Consider the following 22,942-nt stretch of genomic DNA (forward strand, 5'->3'; position numbering starts at 1 on the left):
ACTTTCACTACGTGCAATCGTCCTATATAGTGGTTAAAAAATAACAAGTTAAAATAATAATACATGCATAAGCCAGCGCGATTATCCAGACCTTGCGCGCTCGACTAATGCTTTCTAACTCCGCATAAGGTTTTTGATGAGTGCAGGCTTGATTAAACCATTCCCAGCATACAAAGAGAGCGATTCCTTCGTATTTGTATGCTACGCGCATACCGATGCTGACAGCGTCTACCAAGACCTAAAGTTGCTATACGATGCCGGCATCAACATCTGGTACGACGAAGGCATTGAAGCGGGAAAGTCGTGGCGCGCTGAAATTGCGACTGCCATACAGGCAGCGAATAAACTCATTTTCTTTATTTCCAAAACCTCTTTGGTGTCTAAGCATTGCCTTAGAGAAGTAGATTACGCCCTTAACCACGATATTGAAATTATCCCCGTTTATCTTGATGACTCTGCGCTACCAGAGGAATTAGCCCTAGTGTTTAACCGTGTGCAGGCGCTGTTTAAAGCCTCGGACGCAATGTACAGTGAACATCTTATTCAAGCACTCAAATCAAACAAAGTGTTTGGGGCGAAAGCACCCATCAAAGCAAAAAGTCGATTGTTCATGCCATTAATGGCGCTTGGATTCGTTTTACTGACTCTACTTGCATGGAATCAATGGGATATATTGACTAACTCCCAGAACACTTCTCAGGGAACACCTATCACCGCCAACGCATACGATGACTATTTAGAGGGCCTGGCGTTGATGGAGCGTTGGGATAAAGAGGATAATTTAGACCGCGCGATTGATTTGTTTCAAGAGGCTTATACGGCAGATTCAAGCTTTGCCTTAGCTTACGCTCGTTCAGCAGAGGCGCTAAGGATTCGTCATATTTTGTCGGGGGATGAGTCTGCACTAGAGCAGGCGAGTGATGCAGCTAATCAGGCTGCTGCGTTAAATCCCAATCTTGCAGCGGTGCAAGCTTCGCTGGCTTTGATACATACCACGAAAGGTAATATAGATTTGGCGACTGCGGCTGTGGAGCGCGCGCTTGCTATTGACTCAAATGATGCGATGGCTAATAAAGCAGCAGCAAATGTATTTGCCAAGCTTGGTCGAGCCGAGGACGCGGAGGCCTCTTTTCAAAAAGCAATTGCTTTGGATTCTGAAAATCCGACGGTACTAAACAGTTATGCAAATTTTCTCTTAGACCAAGGTCGAGTTGATGACGCCATGACGCAGTGGCAAGCGTTGCTTAGACTTGCCCCTGATCACTATGCCGCGCTCTTGAACCTAGGCATTCTTTTCGAGGAAGCATTGCGCATCTCAGAAGCGATATCGATGTATAAAAAAGCTATCGATATCCGTCCTAGTTATCTCGCATACGTAAATTTGGGCACTGCCTATTCTAAAGAGGCTCGCTTCGAAGACGCTGCAAGCGCATACTTACAAGCACTCGAAATCGATACTACCGACTCCTTGGTCTGGGGAAATCTAGCATTTCTCTACTCTTGGATGGAAAATATGGAGGAAAAATCTAAGGATACCTTCCAATATGCAATTGAATTGGCGGAAGCTATGAGACAGCAGCATCCGAGGGACGCTTTCATCTACAGTGACCTAGCGCTTTATTACGCAAAGACAAATCAGCCAACACTGGCGCAACAGCGGCTCAACACGGCGGTCACATTAGCACCAAATTCAGCGGAAATTCTTTCAGCTGCAGCAGAGGCTTCTGAAATTTTGGGTCAGCGAGAGAAAGCCGTAGAATTCATATTACTGGCGCAAAAGCAAGGCTATCCGACAGATAGTTTGAAGACGAGCCCTGAACTTTCTAATCTCGCTAGAGACCCTCGTTTGAAGGGTAATGCGAAAAACGTTCACAAACAGGCGCAATAGTAACTACCTGACAAGCTAGCTGAAAACTAGCAATAGATTTAACTTACATTTAATTACTTTAAAGTGGAGCACATCAATGATAGTAAACGCTGACATAATTTTAGTTTCAGGAGAGGATCCTGCAGAATTTTCACTTGCCAAACGAACTTCGGTAACGATTCATAATGCCTGTAAAGACGTTGACGGTAATCCAGTTGCAACAACACTAAGTTGCGAACCAGGTCTATTTGCGCCGCCAGACAATTTTCCAATGTTAATTGATGCTGACGAGACTATTACTGTGCAAGTTCTAGATGGCGATAAGGATTACTATTATACTGACACGTCAGTTGCTGAATTAGGTACGCGCGGAGGTAGAATTAGGGTTTAGAGGTTTAGTGCCTCTGCTAAAGCAATACCACCGTAGCAAAAATAGTAATAATACTGTTGCGGTAGTGTGCTGCGCATAAGCAAGTAGACTCGTTATATCAACTTTCATCTTGTAGGAAGCACAAGATACAAAGCGGTGCTTTTATTTTGTATTGGGCAAATACAGAAATTGTTAGCTAACTGCAAAATGAAAGGGCTGCCACCGTATATAACATTCAATTAAACGCCAGGAAAAACTGCACCATAATTTTTACAATGTTAAACTACTAGCACTATAGAATGTCAAAGACGCCAACCTTTACCGAGTAAAACTATGCATAAAAAGCACACTGCTATTGCCATCGCCCTATCACTGGCACTAAGCGCCTGTTCAAACGAACAAGCCACCAATCCATCAAGTACCGCACAACCTGCAACACAACAAAGCACCGAAACCGCCCAAACAGAATCCGAAAAAGCCAACGCTCTCTACCAAGAGCTATTCATGGAAGGCGTAATGCGTTCGCCTATTCGTCAAACCTATATGGCAATCAAGGATGACTACGACAAGTGGGATGATATTTCAGATGCTAGAGCGGAAGAAAACTTAGCGCTTACCAAAACTAATCTTGAAAAAGTGAAGCAAATAGATGCTAGTAAGCTTGATGCGCAAACAGCATTGAGCCAAAAACTGATGGTGCAGCAGCTTGAAGACGAAATAGCGAACCACCAGTGGCGCTATCATAACTATCCGGTGAACCAGATGTTTGGTTTGCATTCTATGGTGCCCTCGTTACTGATTAATCAACATCAAATCACAGATGTGTCGGATGCAAAGGCCTATATTAGTCGTGTAAATGGGGTTAAGGAGCTTTTTGCAGAGTTAGAAAAAGGCCTTGATAAGCGCGCTGAAATGGGCATTTTAGCGCCAAAATTCGTCTATCCGTATGCGATTTCAGATAGCAGAAATTTACTTTCGGGCGCGCCTTTTGATGGTGAAGGTGATAGTGCCTTACTCGCTGACTTTTCTAAGAAAGTCGACGCGCTGAACATCGAAGACTCTGAAAAGCTTTCGCTAAGCATGGAACTACAAACGGCCTTAACCACCAATTTTAAAGACGCGTACGAAAGCTTGATTGCTAAACTTGAAGCCCTTGAAGCCAAAGCAGATACACGCGACGGCGCTTGGAAATTCCCGCAGGGCGAAGCCTTTTTCAATAACGCCTTGGAACGGACGACCACTACGGCACTCACAGCGGATGAAATTCATGAAATCGGCTTAAGTGAAGTGGCCCGCATACACGAAGAAATGCGCGCCATTATGCAGCAAGTAAATTACGAAGGTAGCCTGCAAGAGTTTTTTGAGTTTATGCGTGTTGATCCACAGTTCTATTATCCTGAAACTGAAGAGGGAAGGCAGCAGTATTTAGATGAAGCGGTTGCGCTTATCGAGAATATGAAAACTCGCACGGACGAACTGTTTTTAGTAAAACCTAAAGCAGATTTAATCGTTAAACGTGTAGAAGCGTTTCGTGAAAAGTCAGCCGGCAAAGCCTTTTATCAACGTCCTGCACCCGATGGCTCTCGCCCCGGCACGTATTACGCCAATTTATATCGAATGAGCGATATGCCCATTTATCAAATGGAAGCCTTGGCTTACCACGAGGGCGTGCCTGGACACCATATGCAGCTTGCCATTGCCCAAGAGCTTGAAGGCATTCCAATGTTTAGAAAGTTTGGTGGGTATACCGCGTATATTGAAGGTTGGGGTCTATACACTGAGTTTTTGCCTAAAGAAATTGGCCTATATGAAGACCCGTATTCCGATTTTGGTCGCCTCGCAATGGAGTTATGGAGAGCATGCCGTTTAGTAGTCGACACAGGCATTCATGCTAAACAATGGACGCGAGAAGAGGGCATTGAGTATTATGTCGCCAACACGCCTAATCCTCGACCAGATGCGGTAAAAATGGTTGAACGCCATATTGTAATGCCGTCTCAAGCAACGGCTTACAAAATTGGTATGATTAAAATTCTCGAATTACGCGAGCAGGCCAAAACCGAGCTTGGCGATAAGTTCGACATTCGTGAGTTTCATGATGTCGTTTTGAAAAACGGCGCGGTACCTTTGAATGTGCTGGAAGACTTAGTAGACCAATGGGTAGTAAGTAAGGCCTAAAGCTCGCTATCTGAAAGGAGCGTTGCTGCGCTCCTTTCTTCTAGCTTCCTGTCCACTCTTTAAATATTCCACTCTAAATTCCGAATCCAATCCGTCACCATTGAAAAACTAACTTTCATGTTATTGTGACCTGCATCAGAAAACAGCACATATTCATAAGGCAATCCGCTTTGCTTTAGCGCGTTTAGCCGCTCTATTGATAAATCAACCGGTACACTGCCATCTTTTGCTCCGAACACCCATAGGCCAGGTATGTTTAATTTCTTAAGGCTATCGTTTGGATTGGTGTCCTCGCCTAAAAAGCTTGGCCATACATAAGGAAGTAATCTGGCGTCTAGCGCTTCTTTGTATGACGGTACAATGCCGCTGTCTAGGTCTTTGGTATATTTGCTGAAAATGTCTTCTTCACTCACTTTGCAAACAGGCCCGCTCCACAGGACCATAAAATCCACGTTTGCACTATCGCTCGATAATGCCTTTTCAGCTGCAATAGGCGCAATCCAACCTGCCTGACTGATGCCGGTTAAACCTAGCGGAAGATTTTTAAGCTTGGGATGCTTTGCAAGCACCTTAAATGCTGCCAAAGCATCATCGGCTAGCAGCTTTAAGTTCTTTTCGCTGACCGGATTTTTACCTTCAAACTCGCCGCCCGACTCGCCGACACCTCGTTTGTCATAAACTAAGGCAGCAATGCCGTCTTGGGCAAAGCGTTCAGCGCCTTGAAGAAAGCGAGTTTGTTTACCCGAGCCATGAATAAATACAACGGCTGCGACGGCTTGTTTGTTTATAGGAAGTACTAGTGTTCCAGATAGTTGTGCTGAATGGCTACTGAATACGACTTCTTTAGTTTGATATACGCTTGTACGCTGATCTGTACCGTAGCTCAGGGTTGTTACAAAAACCAGTGTTATGAACAAGCCTATTTTGGCCATTAAATCATCCTTAAATCAAAAAGCGAAAGCATTAAGCGGGCATAAGCGCATCTTATTCAACGTCAGTCGCAGGCAAAGTCTCGATGGTTTACACGCAAGCCCGATTTTAATGTGCTTATTCAGCGCCACAAAGTTGAAAGCTTCTTGTCAACACATCCGCATCTGGAATGAACAAAGGTCAGCGCACGTGGAAAGACGTAAACTATCCAAAACATTAGTAGTACCCACGGCTGCATTATCTTGCAATAATCGTTTAGAGAAACACCGATATCGTTACGCTACAGCCATAGGAGCTTGAAATTATGCTGATCAAGACCACGGTCAAAGCCGCCAAAGTCCAATCAAACAAGATATCAGCAGTAGAAGATTTGGTAAGCCATCGTCACCATATCGCATGGGATGCTTCCATTGACGATAGAGTAAAACTGCAAGGAAATAAACGCCATTTTGCAGAGACCGGACTCCGTGCATTTTACACTTACTCAATAAAGAGCAATGCGAAAACAAAAACCTTGCATGACTACCTCTTGTTAGGTCAACAAGGTTTACAATATGCCGGAACAATATTTCCCGAAGCGATGGATAAGCCTATTGATGCAATGAGTCTATTGGTGGATTCATCAGAGGCCTTTCAAAAGTGGACAGAACCATCGAGCACCAAAGTTGAAAGTACATTAGCAACGGGCAAAGCTGCTCTTAGCGCATTTGATGTGTTTGAACCCTACTTCCCAGTGCTTCAGCAGTACCACTCTCATGTTAAAATTGCAGGCTTGCTGCTTAAAGTCGCAAACGAAATTTATGTTGTACAAAAAGAGTATGAGTATCAATAAAAAAAGCCCGCAATCTATGCATGCTAGGACTTTATTGATAATTGCTTGAAGCTCATTGCAAAGCCTCGCCCTCCTCAAAACACCGTGGCACTGCCGCTTTTTCTGAGATGTTCTTTCGATTTGCTAGTGCAATTGCAAATCTATCTAAACACGTATTTGCTAATGAACATTTGATAAGTGAATGGATGGTCAGCAAAGCCAAAGAAGCTGAAGATTAACATTTAATATCCACTGTTATCGGTGAATAATTGTATTTGTTTTTTATTTAATGCTTATATTCACCAATACTAATGAATATACTTGAAAGTGGCTTTTATCACTATATAATCACCAATCTTGGTGATTATATAGTGAAGGCAAATAAATCATGGCAAAAAAAGTCATCGTTTCTGACATGCCTAGCGGTGTTGATATGGATAGCGCTAAAGTATTAGGTCAAATAATTAAGGCCAAGCGGACGCATTTAGGCTTAAAATTAGTGGACTGTGCCGCGCTATGCGGAATCGGTATAAATACTTTGTCGCGCATTGAGAATGGTAATGCGAACTGTACCTTAGCCGCGACTTTTGCGGTACTCAATGGCCTAGGATTAAAGCTTACAATACCTGAGCTGAACGAATCTGCAACAGGTGTTGAGTCGGATGATTGGGTTTAGTGACCATGACGATTCCATCCGAATACATTCTTCATGCATATTACGGCGACAAATCCATAGGCACTCTTGCACTAGATCGCTCCACTAACTTGTTAATGCTCAAGTATAGTCGCACTTGGCAACAAATTGGCTTTGCGATTTCACCTGCCCTAGGACTTCAAAATCAACACTCGCCTGAAGCGATGTACAACTACCTTGATAATGCCTTACCAGAGGGTTATGCGCGAATGACACTCGCTCAAAACCTTGGCATATCTGAGAGAAATGTTTACTCGCAAGTCAGAGAATTGGGCACTGATTTAGCAGGTGCTATCATATTTACGCATAGCATCGCATTGAACAGCCAAGAGCAAAAACCTAATTTTAGGTCACTCGAAAATGATGAATTCCAAGAGCGCTTAGACCATAAAGAAGACCTAAGCCTCTTAATATGGGACGACAAACCGCGACTGAGTATTGCTGGCGTGCAAGACAAACTTAACGTTTTTATTAACGATCAGGGTCAGATAGGTTTTGGCGATGGTTCACTTTGCTCAACTCACATCCTTAAATTTGAGAAGAAGAACTGTCCCAACTTAGTCTTAAATGAATACTTCTGTATGAAGCTGTCGAGCGCAGTTGGCTTACCAACTGCAGAGGTGAAATTCAGGAGATTCGGCGAACATCCAGCGCTAGAAGTAAAACGTTTTGACCGCAAATATACCGCAGCGCAAAGCAAAGTAATGCGACGTCATGTCATTGATGGCTGCCAAGCATTAAACTTGCCGAGAGACAATAAATACGAAAGAAACCTTGGTGATGGCAGAGATGTACAACACATTCGCGATGGTGTGAGTTTACCCAAGCTATTTGAATTTTGCAGCAGGATGTCCTCCCCGATCCAAAGCACACAGTGGCTGATAAACTGGCAATTATTTAACCTGATGATCAGCAACTACGACAGCCACGGGAAAAACATATCGCTATACTTCGATAAAAACACGGCCGCATTCACACCAGCGTACGACCTAGTCAATATTGCGATGTTCCCACAGTTTAAACACACCTTGGCAATGGCAATGGGAGATGAATTTGCGCCAGATAACATTCATGCATATCAATTAGCTGACTTTGCGCAAACCTGCAGCGTTAACAAGCGCATACTCTCAAGTTTGTTGCTCAGCTTAGCCGATAGAGTTATTGAGCAACTTAGTAAAAATAATCTGATAACAACACTGCAAACAGAGTTCGATTTCGTGCCAGAAGATACACTTTACTTTGAACAATTGAGTACAAACATATTGGCAAAAACGAAATACCTGCGAAACCAAGTATCTCAGATTGCGACGATTAATGTTTAAATCTAGAAGCTAAAACGCATATGGGTACTCACTATTAAAAAAGCCCGCTGATTCTGCATCAGCGGGCTCTACGTTTTTTCTAGAAACGCGATTGGGCGCTATGTAGTCAAATTCGACTACATCATGCCACCCATACCACCCATGCCGCCCATATCAGGCATTGCAGGTGCAGCAGCTTCTTCTTTCGGAGCTTCTGCTACCATTGCTTCGGTTGTAATCATCAAGCTTGCGATTGATGCAGCAAACTGAAGCGCAGAGCGCGTGACTTTGGTTGGGTCCAAAATCCCCATTTCAATCATGTCGCCGTAGCTGTCGTTGCCTGCGTTGTAACCGTAGTTACCTTCGCCGCCTTTAACAGCGTTAGTTACAACAGAGGCTTCAGCGCCTGCGTTGCTTGCGATTTGACGAAGTGGTGCTTCCATGGCACGTAGCGCTAGCTTAATGCCAAGCGTCTGATCTTCGTTGTCACCGGTCATGCTCTCAAGCTTGGCCGCTGCGCGGACAAGTGCCACACCACCACCAGGGACTACACCTTCTTCTACTGCGGCGCGCGTTGCGTGAAGTGCATCTTCAACGCGCGCTTTTTTCTCTTTCATTTCAACTTCAGTTGCCGCACCTACTTTGATAACTGCAACACCGCCAGCTAACTTAGCCAAACGCTCTTGAAGCTTTTCTTTGTCGTAGTCAGAGCTTGACTCGTCAATTTGAGCACGGATTTGGTTACAACGACCTTCAATTGCTTCTTGCTCGCCCGCGCCATCAACAACGGTTGTGTTGTCTTTGCTGATCACAACGCGCTTGGCTGTACCTAAATCTTCTAGCTGAACTTTTTCAAGCTCTAGGCCGATTTCTTCAGAGATCACGGTGCCGCCCGTTAGCGTTGCAATGTCTTGAAGCATGGCTTTGCGACGGTCGCCAAAACCAGGCGCTTTAACCGCTGCAACTTTAACGATGCCTCGCATGTTGTTCACAACTAAAGTGGCTAAGGCTTCGCCTTCAACGTCTTCAGCAATAATCAAAAGAGGCTTAGATGATTTCGCTACTGCTTCTAAAGTTGGAAGCAATTCACGAATGTTTGATACTTTTTTATCTACAAGCAAGATGTATGGAGTTTCGAGTTCAACTGCACCGCTTTCTTGATTGTTGATAAAGTAAGGAGATAAGTAACCGCGGTCAAACTGCATACCTTCAACCACGTCTAGTTCGTTTTGAAGTGCTTGACCCTCTTCAACGGTAATAACGCCTTCTTTGCCTACTTTGTCCATTGCTTGAGCAATGATATCGCCCACGACTTCGTCAGAGTTTGCTGAGATAGTACCTACTTGTGCAATAGACTTGCTGTCTGCACAATCGGTAGAGAGTGACTTAAGCTCTTCAACTGCTGCAATAACCGCTTTGTCGATACCGCGCTTAAGATCCATTGGGTTCATACCTGCAGCAACTGATTTAAGGCCTTCAGTTACGATTGCTTGTGCAAGAACGGTTGCAGTCGTGGTGCCGTCACCCGCTTCGTCGTTTGCTTTAGACGCCACTTCTTTGACCATTTGTGCGCCCATGTTTTCAAACTTGTCTTCAAGCTCGATTTCTTTAGCTACTGATACACCGTCTTTAGTGATAGTAGGAGCGCCGAAAGATTTATCTAGTACAACGTTACGGCCTTTAGGACCAAGCGTAACTTTTACTGCGTTTGCAAGAACGTTAACGCCCTTGAGCATTTTTGTGCGAGCGTCGTCGCTAAAACGAACTTCTTTAGCTGCCATGTGTAATTTCCTCTAATTCTTTATATTTTCAAATTAATTGCGATGTGTCTGGGAGTAAGTGACTTACTCAACCACAGCCAAGATGTCGCTTTCACTAAGGATAAGGACTTCTTCACCGTCGAGCTTGTCGGTTTTCACGCCATAGCCATCGTTAAAAATCACAGAGTCGCCAACTTTAACGTCTAGCGCTTTTACATCACCGTTGTCGAGCACGCGACCGTTGCCTACAGCAATAACTTTACCGCGGGTTGACTTTTCTGCTGCTGAACCAGTTAGCACAATGCCGCCTGCTGACTTGCTTTCTACTTCTTCGCGCTTGATGATGACGCGGTCGTGTAATGGACGAATTGCCATTTTCAAATCTCCTGAAAATTCCAATATAAATTAGTGTTTTACTTTTGGTCGCTTGACCTTGAGTTAAGAACCACAAATGCCAGTGGCTCGTCACATCTTCAGTGATGTGAATTGACTGACTGGAAAGCTATTTGGGGTTGGTGAAATTAAACTCAAGGCTTTTTTAACAAAAAATAGTAAAAAACCCGAATTTTCGTCAATACAGGTACTTTTTGAGCATGCTAAATGCCTACTCGATGGATTTTACAGACGCTTATTCCTTCGCCTTTTTTGATGATGGGTCTGAAGCGTCATCTTCAGCTCTTGGCGCTTGAGTCACTATCACCTCAGGTAATGCGTCTTGCTCATCAGGAATATCGGTCTTATCACGATAGTCTCCATCAATCACTTCGCCTTTGCCTTTGCCTGATTCTTTAAATGGCGACTGAGAGTGTTGTTGATGCGATGTCTGACTATGCTGCTGGTAAAACGAAAAGTGTACATTTTGGCCTCGCGCTTGCCTTGCCATTACCTGCTTGACTAACGCGCTGGCGATGGGTGCGCGGGTAAAGGGCAAAGTAAACAGCAGTCCAACTATGTCGGTAATAAAACCCGGTGTTACCAAAAGCACACCAGCCACTAACAAAAGCAAGCCTTCGCTTATCTCTTTGCCCGGAAGCTCCCCTTTAGCCGATTTTTGCTGGACTTGAGCGAGCGTGTTTAGCCCTTCACGCTTGACAAAATACGCGCCAATAAATGCACTGAAAATTACAATGAAAAAGGTATTCCAACCACCGATGCTATCTGAGACATTAATCAGCAGCATAATTTCTGCAATGGGCAGAACGGCGAACAAAAGAAAGAGAATAAACAAATTAGTGCCTCAATTAATTGCTGTCTGATTACGATATTACTGCAAAACTGGCTACAAATAGTGAACCTTACATTAACAACGTGGGGTTGTTTGATGCAAATTAAACCTCCGTTTCTGCTCAGCGCCCCCTTAGAAGCGTGAATAAGACAAAGGACTTTTGAATTATTAGCTCAGCGTGCAGGCTCTTACTGAATTTGAAAGCCGCTGTGAACCCGTCCTTGGGCGCTCAGCGAAATCATCCCTGATTTCGATGCTTTCAAATTCAGTAAGAGCCTGCACGCTGAGCTAATAATTCAATCTCCCCTCAACTTTTCGCTTATAATGACGTTTAAATGAAACATTCCACCAACTTATCCGGTCTAGGTGGGCGGACTTAATTCTTTAGGATATGTGTGCATGTTGTATAGCAAGTCATTTGCTCAAGCTCTTTTTGAAAAATTTACGATTGCGAAACGGGTTCTTACTCAGTTTTCTATACTTGGAGCTTTCAGCGCCCTTTTGCTTAGTTTGACTAGCTTATCATTGCATGCTCAGCAAACGCCGGCTTCATTGTTTTCTGACTCCCCCAGTTTTTTAAAAGTAGATGAAGCTTTTGGTTTTGACTTTGAGCAGCGCGACGGTGAATTAATTATTAAATGGGATATTGCCGAGGGCTATTATTTATATAAGAAGCAATTTCAAGCAAATACTAAAAACGCTGTCCTTGGCGAAGCTGTTTACCCCGAGCACGAAACCATTGAAGATGAGTTTTTTGGCGTTTCAGATGTGTTCTTCAATGACATCGAAATTAGCTACCCGATTGTTCAAACGGCGCAAGACGGCCAAGTAAGACTGCGCTTTCAAGGCTGCGCAGAAGCAGGGTTATGTTATCCCCCTACAACAAAGGTCATCTATTTAGACGCTTACAATGCACAAGGCTCAGCTGACGTGTCGAGCACTGCCAATCAAAGCGGTGATACTAATGATGTCAGCAGCGGCGTTTCCCAACAGTTTACCTTGGCTGAAAGACTATTATCAGATGAAAGTCTCGCAGTCAGTCTTGGCATTTTGCTATTACTTGGCATTGGATTAGCCTTTACGCCATGTGTATACCCTATGTATCCCATTCTTTCGACTATCGTTATTGGCCGAAGTGGCAATAACGCCGGTGGTGAGGGTGCAAAGGCCATCAAGCTTTCTCATGCCTTTATATTGTCGTTTGTTTACGTGCAGGGTATGGCAATCACCTATTCACTGCTCGGCTTAATAGTTGCCTCTGCGGGCGTGCAGTTTCAAGCGGCGCTGCAAAACCCTATTCTATTAGGCATATTCATTATTCTCTTCATCGCTTTGGCATTCGCTATGTTTGGCGCGTATGAGATTCAACTACCCTCAAAATGGCAAGAAAAACTAAATAGCTTAAGCAACGAGCAAAAATCAGGGAATTTAATCGGCGTATTTGTAATGGGCGTCATTTCAGGCTTAGTCGCCTCGCCCTGCACCACCGCTCCGCTCACGGCTGTGCTACTTGTCGTTGCCCAAAGCGACTCCCTTTTATTTGGATTTTCTGCGCTTTATGCCCTCAGTTTAGGCATGGGTATTCCGTTGATATTATTCGGAATGACTGGCGGTAAGCTACTTCCCAAAGCCGGCAACTGGATGAACGTGATAAAAGTGACCTTTGGTTTTATGATGCTCACTGTTGCTATTTTATTCGTTGAACGAATTTTTGTTGCACCGTGGACTGAGTTTTTATGGGTCGTCTTAGGTTTAAGTTTGTTTGCTTACCTTATTACCGTCAATCAAGATACAAAAACGGGTTTTGGAAAAGGCCTACGCAATCTAGTTGTGATCACTGGCTTTATCGCTTCTGTGCTATATGGTGTGCATGCTCTACAGTTAAATGGCCTGCTTGGTAACAATACTTTGCTTGCCGGTACAAGCTCACAAAGCAAAGCAGCGCATCCGGAATTTATCATGGTCAGAGATTTAGACGACTTCGATATAAAACTCGCAGCAGCAAATGCTGAGGGTAAGAGCGTCATGGTCGATTTATATGCAGACTGGTGCGTAGCGTGTAAAGAGTTTGAAAAATACACATTCCCAGATCCTGCGGTTGTTGAAGCACTTAAAGATACTGTTTGGATGCAGATTGATTTGACCGTGAATACGCCTGCCAACCTTGCTTTTCAAGAGGAGTTTGGCGTGCTAGGTTTACCCACCATTTTATTTTTTGATGCCCAAGGCAATGAGCTATCTCAATCTAGAGTGACTGGCTTTATGAAAGCCGAAGCATTTGCTACGCATGTGAATAGCGCCTTGCAGAACTGAGGCATCGTCTAAACACCACCTTTTGCAGCCAATTACAAAAGCGCGCTTCTCAAGCGCGCTTTTTTGTTTCCTAAACTTTTCACAAAATCGAACGATAACATTGTATCGAATCCGGTTTTCTTTAAGCCAGTGTAAAGAGCATTTTGATACCTACAAGGGTGTCAAGAATTAGGCGCGCATGCGCCAAGTCTTTGTTGTTGCGGCCTGTAAAGTAAAAAGGTAATTTTCTCCACCCAATGAGTAGAGAGTATATGAGCGTTATAACACCAAAAGTCATTATTAGCACAGCATCGATAATTGTGATTTCAGCATTATGCCTAGTCTACAGCATGCCCCTGGTGTCTTTTTTGATACTAGCCTGTGGGCTTATCGCCTCCGTATTATGGGCTGGAAACGTCAACAAACAAGCCCCTGTAGAGGAACCACAAGCGGATACCTGCGTAGGATCTGCTGAGTTTTTTGGCGATTTTGAAGCGCTTCGAAACGAGTTTATTCCAACACTGAAAGAAAGTGAGTCGAATATTGCGGGGATTAAAAGCACACAAGACGATGCAGTTGTTACCTTAAGTGAGAGCTTTACCCGACTACAAGAACTCATAAACACCCAGTCGGATACCATTCAAACGCTTATGCGCGCCGACGCTTCTGGGGATATTTTGTATTCCGACAAAATGCGCAATTTTGCGGACAGTACTGCCGACACCCTCGATAAATTTATTACCTCTACTGTGGAAATGTCTGCGTCTTCAATGGCCTTGCTAGATCAGGTGACAGAAATATACGAGTCTGTTCCACAGGTGCTCAAAGCAGTAAAAGACATCGACAGTATCGCCGACCAAACTAACTTGTTAGCGCTCAATGCCGCGATTGAAGCTGCACGAGCGGGTGAGCACGGGCGCGGATTCGCCGTTGTTGCTGATGAAGTGCGCTCGCTATCAAATCGCTCTTCTCAATTTAGTGATGCAATTCAGGCCCAGCTCAAGTCTATGTCGGAACAAATTGAAGGTCTAACCGGCGAAGTTGGCAGGCTCGCAAGCTATGACGTGAGTTACGTTATTGATGCGAAAAAGGACATCAACGAAGCACTCGTTAGCATTATCGAGAAGGCAGAATCAGATTCATTAGTCACTCAGGGACTTGAGACGGTTGCTCACAATTTAGACGAGGCATTGTCGCAAGCAATCCGAGCGCTTCAGTTTGGCGATATCAATGGTCAAAATCTTGCTTTTACGCTCGACACGATTTCTTTTGTTCGCCAACAAATAGAGCATCTAACACCAGAAAATGTGACAGATATCAGCGCGCAAATTAATGATTACTTGGAGCAATTACATAGTCGCAAGCGCAATGCCCACAATCCCGTCTCCGCTACAAGTATGGAAGCGGGCGATATCGACCTTTTCTAGCGAATACATATATGGTAAATGCACTTTATCAAGAAGCGCATTATGAACGACAAAAAAGCGCTTTGCGCAACATTATTTAAGTAATAGGAAAGATGAGAAATGAGTGAAAAGTCATTGCAAGTACCAGAACGATTCGACTTTAGTTACCACAAAGAATTTACAGAGCAGTACCAGAGTATTATTAACACCGACAGTGTGACTAACATTGCGCTGGACTTCAGCCGCGTAAGCTATTTAGACAGTTCCGCTTTGGGCATGATGGTTTTATTTCAGAAAAAAGCGAAAAGTAAAAACATCAAAGTGCGAATTCGAGGCGCAAAAGAGAGCGCAAAAGAAATATTGACTATTGCTAATTTCGACCGCTTGTTCGAAATATCATAGCGAGCGGTAAGGTGAAGCCATGCGCGTACTAGTAGTAGAAGACGACAGTTTATTTGCAGAAATTTTGCAAACATTTTTGGAAGATAATGGCTGTGTCACCATCGCAGCCGAAACATTGTCCGACGCAAAACTTCTGGTGCTAAGCTCAACCTTCGACTTTATCTTGCTCGATAATCATTTACCTGATGGTGATGGGCTGAACTTTCTTTCCACCATTAAGGACACCTCTGTTCAAGGTAAATCGAGCCCGGTAATGATGATTACCGCAGATGACAATCAAAACACCATTCTTGAGGCCTTTGAAAACGGTGCCGACGACTTTCTTGCAAAACCCCTGTCGCTGGATTTGCTGTGGCAAAAAATGCAGCGCGTAAGACGCCTTTACGACAAAGAGTCTCAGTTAGAGGAGCAAGCAAAGCATTTAAGTAACCTGCTTAATAAACAAGAACAAGAAGAACAGTTGGCGCGCTACGTTTATGAACACGTTGCGGCAAATTTTCAAACCGAAACAGAGTGTGTTGATACCTACATACAATCGTCAAGCGCTTTCAACGGCGATGTGTTTATATGCGACACCGCGCCAAACGGCAATCGTTTTGTCATCTTGGCGGATGCAACAGGGCATGGTTTGTCCGCTGCCATCAGCATTTTGCCGCTGGTTACTACCATAAAAGCGATGATACGCAAGGGCTTAGCGCTGGCCCACATTATCCATGAGGCAAACAAGAAACTGTGCAAAGAGCTTCCCGATGACAAATTTGTGACGCTCATTGGCGTAGAAATCAACTTCCATAAGCAAAACTTTTCCTTATTCAATGGCGGTATGCCAGACCTCATTGCACTTCGCCACGACTTAAAAGTAGAGCGCTACCCCTCTACCAGCATGGCCTTAGGCATTTTAGAGCCAGATGATTTTGACCCGGGCATTGTGAGTATAGAGGCTCACCCCTATCGCAACCTATTTTTCTTTAGTGATGGCTTAATTGAACAACAAAACCCGTCCAAACAAGAGTTTGGCATGCAGCGCGTGATTGAGCTTATTGAAAACAACAACAGCAAAGAGCCATTGGTTAGTCGAGTGGTAAACCACTTTACCATTTTTAATGAAATGGAAGAATTGCAAGACGACCTTTCGGTGTGCGACTTACAGCTCTCAGACCTGATCGATGCCCACCTATACGACAACAAAAGCTCAGACGATGAACAGACTGGCAAGGTTCATGCATATTTGCGACTGTCGGGTGGAATAATTGGCACTTGCGACATTGTAGGCTGTTTCGACAGTTTGATGCGCGGTATCGATGTGATAGGCGATGCACGTCAAAAGGCGTTCACAGTTTTTGCTGAGCTTATCAGCAATGCGCTCGACCACGGAATTTTAGATTTGGATTCCCAGCTTAAAAATGATGTCGCTGGATTTGCTGAATACATAGAGCTGAAAGAAGATAGGCTCAGCAATATTAGTGATGAATCAGCATTAGAAATGACATTTAGCTTTGAACCAGGTGTCGGCGAAATAGAATTTTCAATCAAAGACACAGGGAGTGGATATCAGCTTAAGTCTGATAGTTCAATGATCAATGAGGGACTATCAGGGCGCGGTTTACCTTTGATAGAAAAGTTATGCAAGTCTGTTGAGGTGACCCCTCCAGGCAATCAAACGTCAGTTGTATTAAAAAGAGAGTTTTAGGCAATGAGCAAACACATATTAGCTGTAGACGATTCTCCTTCGATTCGTCAGATGGTTCAGGTCACGCTGAAATCCGCTAGTTATCAAGTTACGACCGCTGAAGACGGTCAAGCTGCTTTGGATTTATGTAAGCGCATGCAATACGACTTCGTCATTACCGACCAAAACATGCCGCGCATGGACGGCCTTACCCTAATCAAGTCTTTACGCAGCCTAAGCTCTTATCGCACCACGCCAATTGTTGTGCTTACAACCGAAGCGAGCGACAGCATGAAGGCGCAAGGCAGAGCGGCAGGCGCAACCGGCTGGATGGTGAAACCGTTTGATCCGCAAAAATTACTTGCGGTCGCTGCCAAAGTCTTGCCATAAGGACGTTTCGCTATGTCAGTAGACATGAGTCAATTCTTCGGCGTGTTCTTCGAAGAAAGCCAAGAGCACCTAGAAGACATGGAACATCTATTGATGGAGCTGTCTTTAGACGCGCCAGACATAGAAGATCTTAACAGCATATTCAGAGCGGCACACTCCATCAAAGGTGGTAGCGGTGTATTCGGTTTCGATGCGCTTACCGGCTTAACTCATGTCATGGAAAACATTCTTGACCTTGCGCGCAAAGAAGAGCTGGTTATCACCAAAGCTATCGTTGACCAACTGCTGGTCACGGTCGACACCCTCAAAAGCATTCTTGAATGCTACCAAAACGAAGATGATATTGACTGGGATCGGATTGAACGCGGTACCGTTGCCCTAGAGCAATTACTTGGACCATCAGAGTCAAATAGTGAAGAAGTTGATTCTGTACAAGACGAGCCAATTGAAGGCTTTGGCCTTTACGACAACCCAGTAACGCAAGACGATGACGACGCGTTCGGCTTTTTTGAACCGTTAGAGCAAACTCAAGAAGAAAAGGCCTTCGGGTTTTACGAAGACGAAAATGACCAAGGTGAGGGCAATGCACATGAAAGCTCAGATCAAAGCGCCAAAGCTGCCGAAGACTCAGCTACAAGCAAGGACTCACAAAAAGCTAAAACGCAAACAACGCCAGTGCAAAACGATAATGATGGCTTTGGCTTCTTTGATGACGAACCAAGTAGCAGTCAAGTAAAGGAAGCAAAAACGAGCAGCACCAGCACCAGTGAAAAACCAAGTAAAGCCAAAAAGCCCGCAGCACGCAAAGCAAAATCAGAAGCTAAAGAATCAAGTTCAATTCGCGTAGATACCATGAAAATCGATTCGCTGGTGAACTTAGTCGGCGAGCTTGTGATCACCCAATCGATGATCAAAATTGTGGGTAAAGAAGTGCATGGCGAAACCGAAGAAAAGCTCGATGGTGCCATTGGCGAGCTCTCGCGCAATATTCGTGAAATTCAAGAGGCAGTAATGTCGATGCGCATGCTCCCTATGTCCTTTGCGTTCAATCGCTTCCCAAGAGTGGTGAGAGATCTTGCCGATAAGCTCGGTAAAGACGTAAACCTTGTCATTGAGGGCGGCGCGACCGAAATTGATAAAGGCATGATTGAAAAGCTCGTTGACCCACTTACCCACCTTATTCGAAACAGCGTCGACCACGGCATAGAAATGCCTGATGCGCGCGAGGCAGCTGGAAAAACCCCGAGCGGCACTGTGATATTAAACGCAGAACAGCGCGGCGGCAGCATTTTGATTAGTATCACAGATGATGGCGCAGGCCTAAATCGTGAAAAAATTCTCGAAAAAGCCGTTAAAAATGGCCTGGACGTCCCCGACGATATTACTGATAGCGATGTATGGAGCCTGATTTTTGAGCCCGGCTTCTCGACCGCCGAAGCCGTTACCGATGTTTCGGGCCGCGGCGTGGGCATGGATGTTGTGCGACGAAACATTGAATCGGTTGGTGGCTCGGTAGAAATAGAGAGTCATCAAGGTGTAGGTTCGGAATTTAAAATTCGTCTTCCGCTGACCTTAGCGATTGTCGATGGTATGTGTGTGTCGGTAGGTAAACAGACCTATGTAGTTCCGCTCACTAACATTATTGAATCAATGCAGCCTTCTCAAGAGCAACTTAAAACACTGGCCAATGATCAGGTACTTTGGGTGCGTGGAGAGTATTGGCCGCTCGTGCAATTGCACAAAATGATGGGCATAGAAGGCGCAAAAACCCAACTTACCGATGCCATTGTTGTGCTCGTTGAAACCAGTCGAAAACGCTTTGGCATATTGGTAGACAACCTCGACGGCCAACAGCAAGTCGTGATTAAAAGTTTAGAACAACATTACAGGCGCGTTCCCGGTGTGGCCGGTGCAACCATTATGGGGGATGGCAGTGTAGCCATGATCCTCGATATCGAATCAATCGCCGCAGAAGTAAAAACCCTTAGCAAACAGGAGGTGTCTAGTGTCAGCTAGTCCACAATTGGCAGAAGAAATCACCAACGAAGAACATCAAGAGTTTTTGACCTTTGTATTGGGTGATGAGAATTACGCGCTTGATATTATGACGGTGAAAGAAATTCGCGGTTACGAAAACGTCACTAAAATTGCCAACGCGCCAGATTACATCAAAGGCGTCCTTAATCTACGTGGTGATATTGTGCCAATTATTGACCTGCGCTTAAAGTTTGAGGTAGGCGAGGCAACCTACGATGAATTTACCATTGTGATCATGCTCATGATTGGTGAACGCATTGTTGGCATTGTGGTAGATGAGGTATCGGACGTCATAAAAGTTGAGGATAGCGAGATTAAACCGCCACCTGAATTTGGCGTTGCCTTTGACAGCGCGTATCTGCATGGACTCACCACCATCAACGAACAGATGATCATTTTGGTCAATATTCAAAAACTAATTTCAAGCGATGAATTGGGCCTGTTTGACCCCAGCACTAAAGCGGAGCAAGAATAAAATGAAAATTTTCAATTGGTTTGACAACATCAAACTGCCTGTAAAAATGGGCATTATCGCAGTGCTTGCCATTGCTGGCTTGGCATTGCCTACCTACTATTACACCCAGCTTTCGCAAGATACGCAGTCCTCTTCGCAAATTGAGCTACAGGGTATTGAGCCAGCAACCGCTGTGGTTAAACTCAAAAAGGTAATGGCTGAACATCGTGGTCTTTCCGCTAAGTTATTTAATGGTGACGCTAGTTCTGCCGGTGCCGTTAGCGCTAAGACTACCGAGGTTGATACGCAATTTAGAAAAGTGAAGGATGTCATCAGTCAAGCTACCGATGATTCATCACTCATATCAAGCTTTAACGCACTTGAGCAAACCTGGGCCGGTATTAAATCTCGAGTATCGTCACGCAACTTTTCGCCAAGTGAATCATTTTCGTCTCATTCAAACATGATTGCTAATGCTGATATGCTCATTTCAGAGATATCAAAGCACTTTTTGCTAAGCTACGACCCAGCGGCGGCCAGTTATCATGTGATCATTGCAAACCTGCAAAACATGCCACGTTTGGCAGACAATTTAGGCAAAATCAGAGGCGCAGGAGCCGGCGCACTCTCAGGCAGCGCAATTAGCGGCGCAAAAAAGAGCAGCATCGGCGCATTTTTAAATAACATTCAGTCGCCCTTAGCAGATTTTGAATACAACATGCAATCTGCTGCCGACGCAGACGCTAGATTCTCTGGCGCATACCAAAAAGCATCAGCATTGCGTGCGCAAGTAGATACCCTAGCAAGATTAACACAAACTGAAATACTTAATCGCGATGTGCCAAGCTACAGTGCCAACGCATATTTTACTGAATACTCAAATGTCATTAATGAGCTTTACAGCCTTCATGATCAGAACATAATAGCGCTGACTGAAGTCATTCAAGAAAGAGTCGACAGCGTAGCAAGTGAAAGAACCGCGACACTGACAATCATTCTTAGTTTGTTTGCCGTGAGCTTATTTACGGGTGGCATTATCGTTCGCTCGGTCATGGCATCTGCCAATGCGCTAATCAAGGCCTTTAAGCAAATAGCGGTTAACGAATTCGACGTCAAACTAAACGCTCAGCGCAAAGATGAGATGGGCGTTTTGGAGAGCGAGTTAACGGCGCTTTCGGGTCAACTCAAAGAAGCTGCAGCCACTGCCATTGAAGCGAGTAAGGTGAAACAGGCCTTAGATAGCAGCTCAATGTCATTTATGATGTCTGACGCAGACCGCACTATCGTATACATGAATGAGGCCGCGCGTAAATTATTGAAAGAATGCGAGCCAGAAATTCGCAAAGACCTTCCTCAATTTAACGCTGATAAGCTCATTGGCACTCGCATCGACAGTTTCCATAGCAATCCTGCTCATCAGCATGCCGTGTTAGACCAGTTGAAAACCGTTCACGAAGCAAAGCTTAATCTTGGTAAATACTCATTCCGCTTAATGATTAACCCTATCCGCGATGAACAAGGTAAGGACTTAGGAAACAGTGTTGAATGGCACGACATGACTGCAATTTATGAAGAAGAGCGCAGAGTCGCGCGTATTCTGGAGTCGCTTGATTGCACTAGCACCAATGTAATGATTGCCGATGCTGACAGAAACATCATTTACATGAATCGCTCTGTGATGACCATGCTTAAAGAAGCAGAGGCTGACCTGCGTAAAGTCATGCCACACTTCTCGGCAGATGACATTATTGGCAAAAGCATGGACAGATTCCACAAAAATGCGAATCATCAAAAAGGTATCTTGGAAACCTTACAAGAGAAACACGCATCTGACATTAAAGTTGGCCGCCGAAACTTCCGTCTAACAGCAAGTCCAATCATGGGCAAAAATGGTGAGCGCATCGGTACAGTTGTTGAATGGCTTGACCGAACTAAAGAAATCGAAGCTGAGCGTGAAGTGGCCGATATCGTAGAAGCTAGCCTCAAGGGTGACTTTACCAGACGCATCAATGAAGAAGGTAAAGAAGGCTTTATGCTAGCGCTCACGCAAGGCTTGAATCAGCTGGTGAAAACCACAGAATCCGGTCTAAACGAAGTCAGCAATGTGTTGCTTGCCATTTCTGAGGGTGACCTGACCAAGCGTGTAGAAAGCGACTATCAAGGCACATTTAACGATCTTAAAAACTACTGTAATACCACAACCACAAATTTGGTAAACGTAATTAGCCAAATACGCAGCGCAAGTGACACCATTAACAATGCGTCATCAGAAATTGCCCAAGGTAATGCAGATTTGTCTACCCGCACCGAGCAACAAGCTTCAAGCTTGGAAGAAACGGCCTCGAGTATGGAAGAGTTGACCAGTACCGTGCGTCTGAACTCGGAGAATGCGAATCAAGCTAACGGTTTAGCGTCACAAGCCTCTGAAGTAGCTGGCAACGGCGGTGAGCTGATACAGCAAGTCGTCACCACCATGGGCTCAATTAACGAGTCGGCGCAGAAAATAGCCGACATCATCGGTGTAATTGACGGTATTGCCTTCCAAACCAATATTCTTGCGCTTAATGCCGCAGTTGAAGCAGCAAGAGCCGGTGAACAAGGCCGCGGCTTTGCAGTAGTTGCTTCGGAAGTTCGCACACTGGCGCAGCGAAGCGCCAACGCAGCAAAAGATATTAAGGATCTGATTTCAGATTCGGTCGCTAAAGTAGAGAGCGGCAACGAACTGGTAAGTCGGTCGGGCGACACCATGCAAGAGATTGTCGTGTCAATTCAGCGCGTGAACGACATCATGTCAGAGATTGCTGCTGCATCAGCTGAGCAAGCATCGGGAATTGATGAAGTGAGCAAAGCAGTCACGCAAATGGATGAAATGACTCAACAGAACGCCGCGCTTGTAGAAGAAGCCGCAGCAGCGGCAGAAAGCATGCGTTCTCAGGCATCAGACCTAAACCATCGTGTGGGTACGTTTAAACTGAGCGATTCTGATGTAAGTACTGCTGTAAACAAAACATCACCCGCAAAAGAAGGAGACTTGCTGTCGCAGCAATTTGACGAACTGCCTTCAGTGCGCACTTCTAAAAGCACTAGAGTCGATACTTCATCAACAAAAGCAATCCCTGCCATTGCCGATGAAGACGAATGGGAAAGCTTCTAGAC

At 44.8% G+C, this 22,942-nt stretch carries 19 protein-coding genes; 15 read left to right on the forward strand and 4 right to left on the reverse strand.

Annotated elements, in window-relative coordinates; all coding sequences use genetic code 11:
• Window positions 1-136 precede the first annotated feature (136 nt).
• From PN836_RS11930 to PN836_RS11940, 3 genes are all read left to right on the forward strand, one after another.
• Window positions 137-1,888: a TIR domain-containing protein gene (locus PN836_RS11930; RefSeq protein WP_395338586.1), complete on the forward strand. Its 1,752-nt coding sequence runs from the start codon at window positions 137-139 to the stop codon at window positions 1,886-1,888.
• Window positions 1,889-1,964: 76 nt separating this feature from the next.
• Window positions 1,965-2,258 (forward strand): hypothetical protein, encoded by a 294-nt coding sequence (locus tag PN836_RS11935; RefSeq protein ID WP_395338588.1) that lies wholly within the window; start codon window positions 1,965-1,967, stop codon window positions 2,256-2,258.
• 312 nt (window positions 2,259-2,570) lie between these two features.
• Complete coding sequence (locus tag PN836_RS11940; RefSeq protein WP_395338590.1) at window positions 2,571-4,415, forward strand: DUF885 domain-containing protein; 1,845 nt, start codon at window positions 2,571-2,573, stop codon at window positions 4,413-4,415.
• A 59-nt stretch (window positions 4,416-4,474) separates the two neighbouring features.
• On the opposite strand, the gene PN836_RS11945 is transcribed toward PN836_RS11940, so the two are convergent.
• Window positions 4,475-5,347 carry an alpha/beta hydrolase family protein gene (locus tag PN836_RS11945; RefSeq protein WP_395338592.1) on the reverse strand — a complete coding sequence of 291 codons (873 nt, stop codon included), beginning with the start codon at window positions 5,345-5,347 and terminating at the stop codon, window positions 4,475-4,477.
• 302 nt (window positions 5,348-5,649) lie between these two features.
• Here PN836_RS11945 and PN836_RS11950 point away from each other — a divergent pair, with 302 nt between their 5' ends.
• From PN836_RS11950 to PN836_RS11965, 4 genes are all read left to right on the forward strand, one after another.
• Window positions 5,650-6,177 (forward strand): hypothetical protein, encoded by a 528-nt coding sequence (locus PN836_RS11950; RefSeq protein ID WP_395338594.1) that lies wholly within the window; start codon window positions 5,650-5,652, stop codon window positions 6,175-6,177.
• A 41-nt stretch (window positions 6,178-6,218) separates the two neighbouring features.
• Window positions 6,219-6,395, forward strand: coding sequence for a hypothetical protein (locus PN836_RS11955; protein WP_395338596.1), 177 nt, complete (start codon window positions 6,219-6,221; stop codon window positions 6,393-6,395).
• A gap of 149 nt (window positions 6,396-6,544) precedes the next feature.
• The gene (locus PN836_RS11960) at window positions 6,545-6,832 is read left to right on the forward strand and encodes a helix-turn-helix domain-containing protein (protein ID WP_395338598.1); all 288 of its coding nucleotides are present in this window, start codon (window positions 6,545-6,547) and stop codon (window positions 6,830-6,832) included.
• A 5-nt stretch (window positions 6,833-6,837) separates the two neighbouring features.
• Window positions 6,838-8,172: a HipA domain-containing protein gene (locus PN836_RS11965; protein ID WP_395338600.1), complete on the forward strand. Its 1,335-nt coding sequence runs from the start codon at window positions 6,838-6,840 to the stop codon at window positions 8,170-8,172.
• Between the two features lie 116 nt (window positions 8,173-8,288).
• On the opposite strand, the gene groL is transcribed toward PN836_RS11965, so the two are convergent.
• The 3 genes from groL to PN836_RS11980 form a co-directional block, all read right to left on the reverse strand.
• Window positions 8,289-9,932, reverse strand: coding sequence for a chaperonin GroEL (groL, locus tag PN836_RS11970; RefSeq protein WP_395338602.1), 1,644 nt, complete (start codon window positions 9,930-9,932; stop codon window positions 8,289-8,291).
• Between the two features lie 63 nt (window positions 9,933-9,995).
• Window positions 9,996-10,286 (reverse strand): co-chaperone GroES, encoded by a 291-nt coding sequence (locus tag PN836_RS11975; RefSeq protein WP_382405171.1) that lies wholly within the window; start codon window positions 10,284-10,286, stop codon window positions 9,996-9,998.
• A 253-nt stretch (window positions 10,287-10,539) separates the two neighbouring features.
• Window positions 10,540-11,139: an FxsA family protein gene (locus tag PN836_RS11980; protein WP_395338605.1), complete on the reverse strand. Its 600-nt coding sequence runs from the start codon at window positions 11,137-11,139 to the stop codon at window positions 10,540-10,542.
• A 396-nt stretch (window positions 11,140-11,535) separates the two neighbouring features.
• Between PN836_RS11980 and PN836_RS11985 the strand changes: the two genes are divergently transcribed.
• The 8 genes from PN836_RS11985 (at window position 11,536) to PN836_RS12020 (ending at window position 22,940) form a co-directional block, all read left to right on the forward strand.
• Complete coding sequence (locus PN836_RS11985; RefSeq protein ID WP_395338607.1) at window positions 11,536-13,449, forward strand: protein-disulfide reductase DsbD; 1,914 nt, start codon at window positions 11,536-11,538, stop codon at window positions 13,447-13,449.
• Between the two features lie 251 nt (window positions 13,450-13,700).
• Entirely contained in the window at window positions 13,701-14,855 is a 1,155-nt protein-coding gene (locus PN836_RS11990; protein WP_395338609.1) for a methyl-accepting chemotaxis protein, read from the forward strand.
• Between the two features lie 99 nt (window positions 14,856-14,954).
• Window positions 14,955-15,236: an STAS domain-containing protein gene (locus PN836_RS11995; protein WP_395338611.1), complete on the forward strand. Its 282-nt coding sequence runs from the start codon at window positions 14,955-14,957 to the stop codon at window positions 15,234-15,236.
• Window positions 15,237-15,255: 19 nt separating this feature from the next.
• A complete protein-coding gene (locus PN836_RS12000; protein ID WP_395338613.1) occupies window positions 15,256-16,926 on the forward strand; it encodes an ATP-binding SpoIIE family protein phosphatase in 1,671 nt (556 codons plus the stop codon).
• A 3-nt stretch (window positions 16,927-16,929) separates the two neighbouring features.
• The gene (locus PN836_RS12005; RefSeq protein ID WP_395338615.1) at window positions 16,930-17,295 is read left to right on the forward strand and encodes a response regulator; all 366 of its coding nucleotides are present in this window, start codon (window positions 16,930-16,932) and stop codon (window positions 17,293-17,295) included.
• A gap of 12 nt (window positions 17,296-17,307) precedes the next feature.
• Window positions 17,308-19,311 (forward strand): chemotaxis protein CheA, encoded by a 2,004-nt coding sequence (locus PN836_RS12010; RefSeq protein WP_395338617.1) that lies wholly within the window; start codon window positions 17,308-17,310, stop codon window positions 19,309-19,311.
• Window positions 19,301-19,807, forward strand: a complete 507-nt coding sequence (locus PN836_RS12015) for a chemotaxis protein CheW (RefSeq protein ID WP_395338619.1) — start codon at window positions 19,301-19,303, stop codon at window positions 19,805-19,807. Before PN836_RS12010 ends, PN836_RS12015 begins: the two co-directional genes overlap by 11 nt.
• 1,120 nt (window positions 19,808-20,927) lie before the next feature.
• Window positions 20,928-22,940: a methyl-accepting chemotaxis protein gene (locus PN836_RS12020; protein WP_395345623.1), complete on the forward strand. Its 2,013-nt coding sequence runs from the start codon at window positions 20,928-20,930 to the stop codon at window positions 22,938-22,940.
• Window positions 22,941-22,942 lie beyond the last annotated feature (2 nt).

Source organism: Ningiella algicola (assembly GCF_028401415.2).
GTDB lineage: Bacteria > Pseudomonadota > Gammaproteobacteria > Enterobacterales > Alteromonadaceae > Glaciecola.

What these genes read in the sequence shown, in the direction of transcription:
- PN836_RS11930 (WP_395338586.1), top strand. Translation starts at nt 137, where the DNA reads ATGAGTGCAGGCTTGATTAAACCATTCCCAGCATACAAAGAGAGCGAT.
- PN836_RS11935 (WP_395338588.1), top strand. Translation starts at nt 1,965, where the DNA reads ATGATAGTAAACGCTGACATAATTTTAGTTTCAGGAGAGGATCCTGCA.
- PN836_RS11940 (WP_395338590.1), top strand. Translation starts at nt 2,571, where the DNA reads ATGCATAAAAAGCACACTGCTATTGCCATCGCCCTATCACTGGCACTA.
- PN836_RS11945 (WP_395338592.1), bottom strand. Translation starts at nt 5,347, where the DNA reads ATGGCCAAAATAGGCTTGTTCATAACACTGGTTTTTGTAACAACCCTG.
- PN836_RS11950 (WP_395338594.1), top strand. Translation starts at nt 5,650, where the DNA reads ATGCTGATCAAGACCACGGTCAAAGCCGCCAAAGTCCAATCAAACAAG.
- PN836_RS11960 (WP_395338598.1), top strand. Translation starts at nt 6,545, where the DNA reads ATGGCAAAAAAAGTCATCGTTTCTGACATGCCTAGCGGTGTTGATATG.
- PN836_RS11965 (WP_395338600.1), top strand. Translation starts at nt 6,838, where the DNA reads ATGACGATTCCATCCGAATACATTCTTCATGCATATTACGGCGACAAA.
- groL (WP_395338602.1), bottom strand. Translation starts at nt 9,932, where the DNA reads ATGGCAGCTAAAGAAGTTCGTTTTAGCGACGACGCTCGCACAAAAATG.
- PN836_RS11975 (WP_382405171.1), bottom strand. Translation starts at nt 10,286, where the DNA reads ATGGCAATTCGTCCATTACACGACCGCGTCATCATCAAGCGCGAAGAA.
- PN836_RS11985 (WP_395338607.1), top strand. Translation starts at nt 11,536, where the DNA reads ATGTTGTATAGCAAGTCATTTGCTCAAGCTCTTTTTGAAAAATTTACG.
- PN836_RS11990 (WP_395338609.1), top strand. Translation starts at nt 13,701, where the DNA reads ATGAGCGTTATAACACCAAAAGTCATTATTAGCACAGCATCGATAATT.
- PN836_RS11995 (WP_395338611.1), top strand. Translation starts at nt 14,955, where the DNA reads ATGAGTGAAAAGTCATTGCAAGTACCAGAACGATTCGACTTTAGTTAC.
- PN836_RS12000 (WP_395338613.1), top strand. Translation starts at nt 15,256, where the DNA reads ATGCGCGTACTAGTAGTAGAAGACGACAGTTTATTTGCAGAAATTTTG.
- PN836_RS12005 (WP_395338615.1), top strand. Translation starts at nt 16,930, where the DNA reads ATGAGCAAACACATATTAGCTGTAGACGATTCTCCTTCGATTCGTCAG.
- PN836_RS12010 (WP_395338617.1), top strand. Translation starts at nt 17,308, where the DNA reads ATGTCAGTAGACATGAGTCAATTCTTCGGCGTGTTCTTCGAAGAAAGC.
- PN836_RS12020 (WP_395345623.1), top strand. Translation starts at nt 20,928, where the DNA reads ATGGGCGTTTTGGAGAGCGAGTTAACGGCGCTTTCGGGTCAACTCAAA.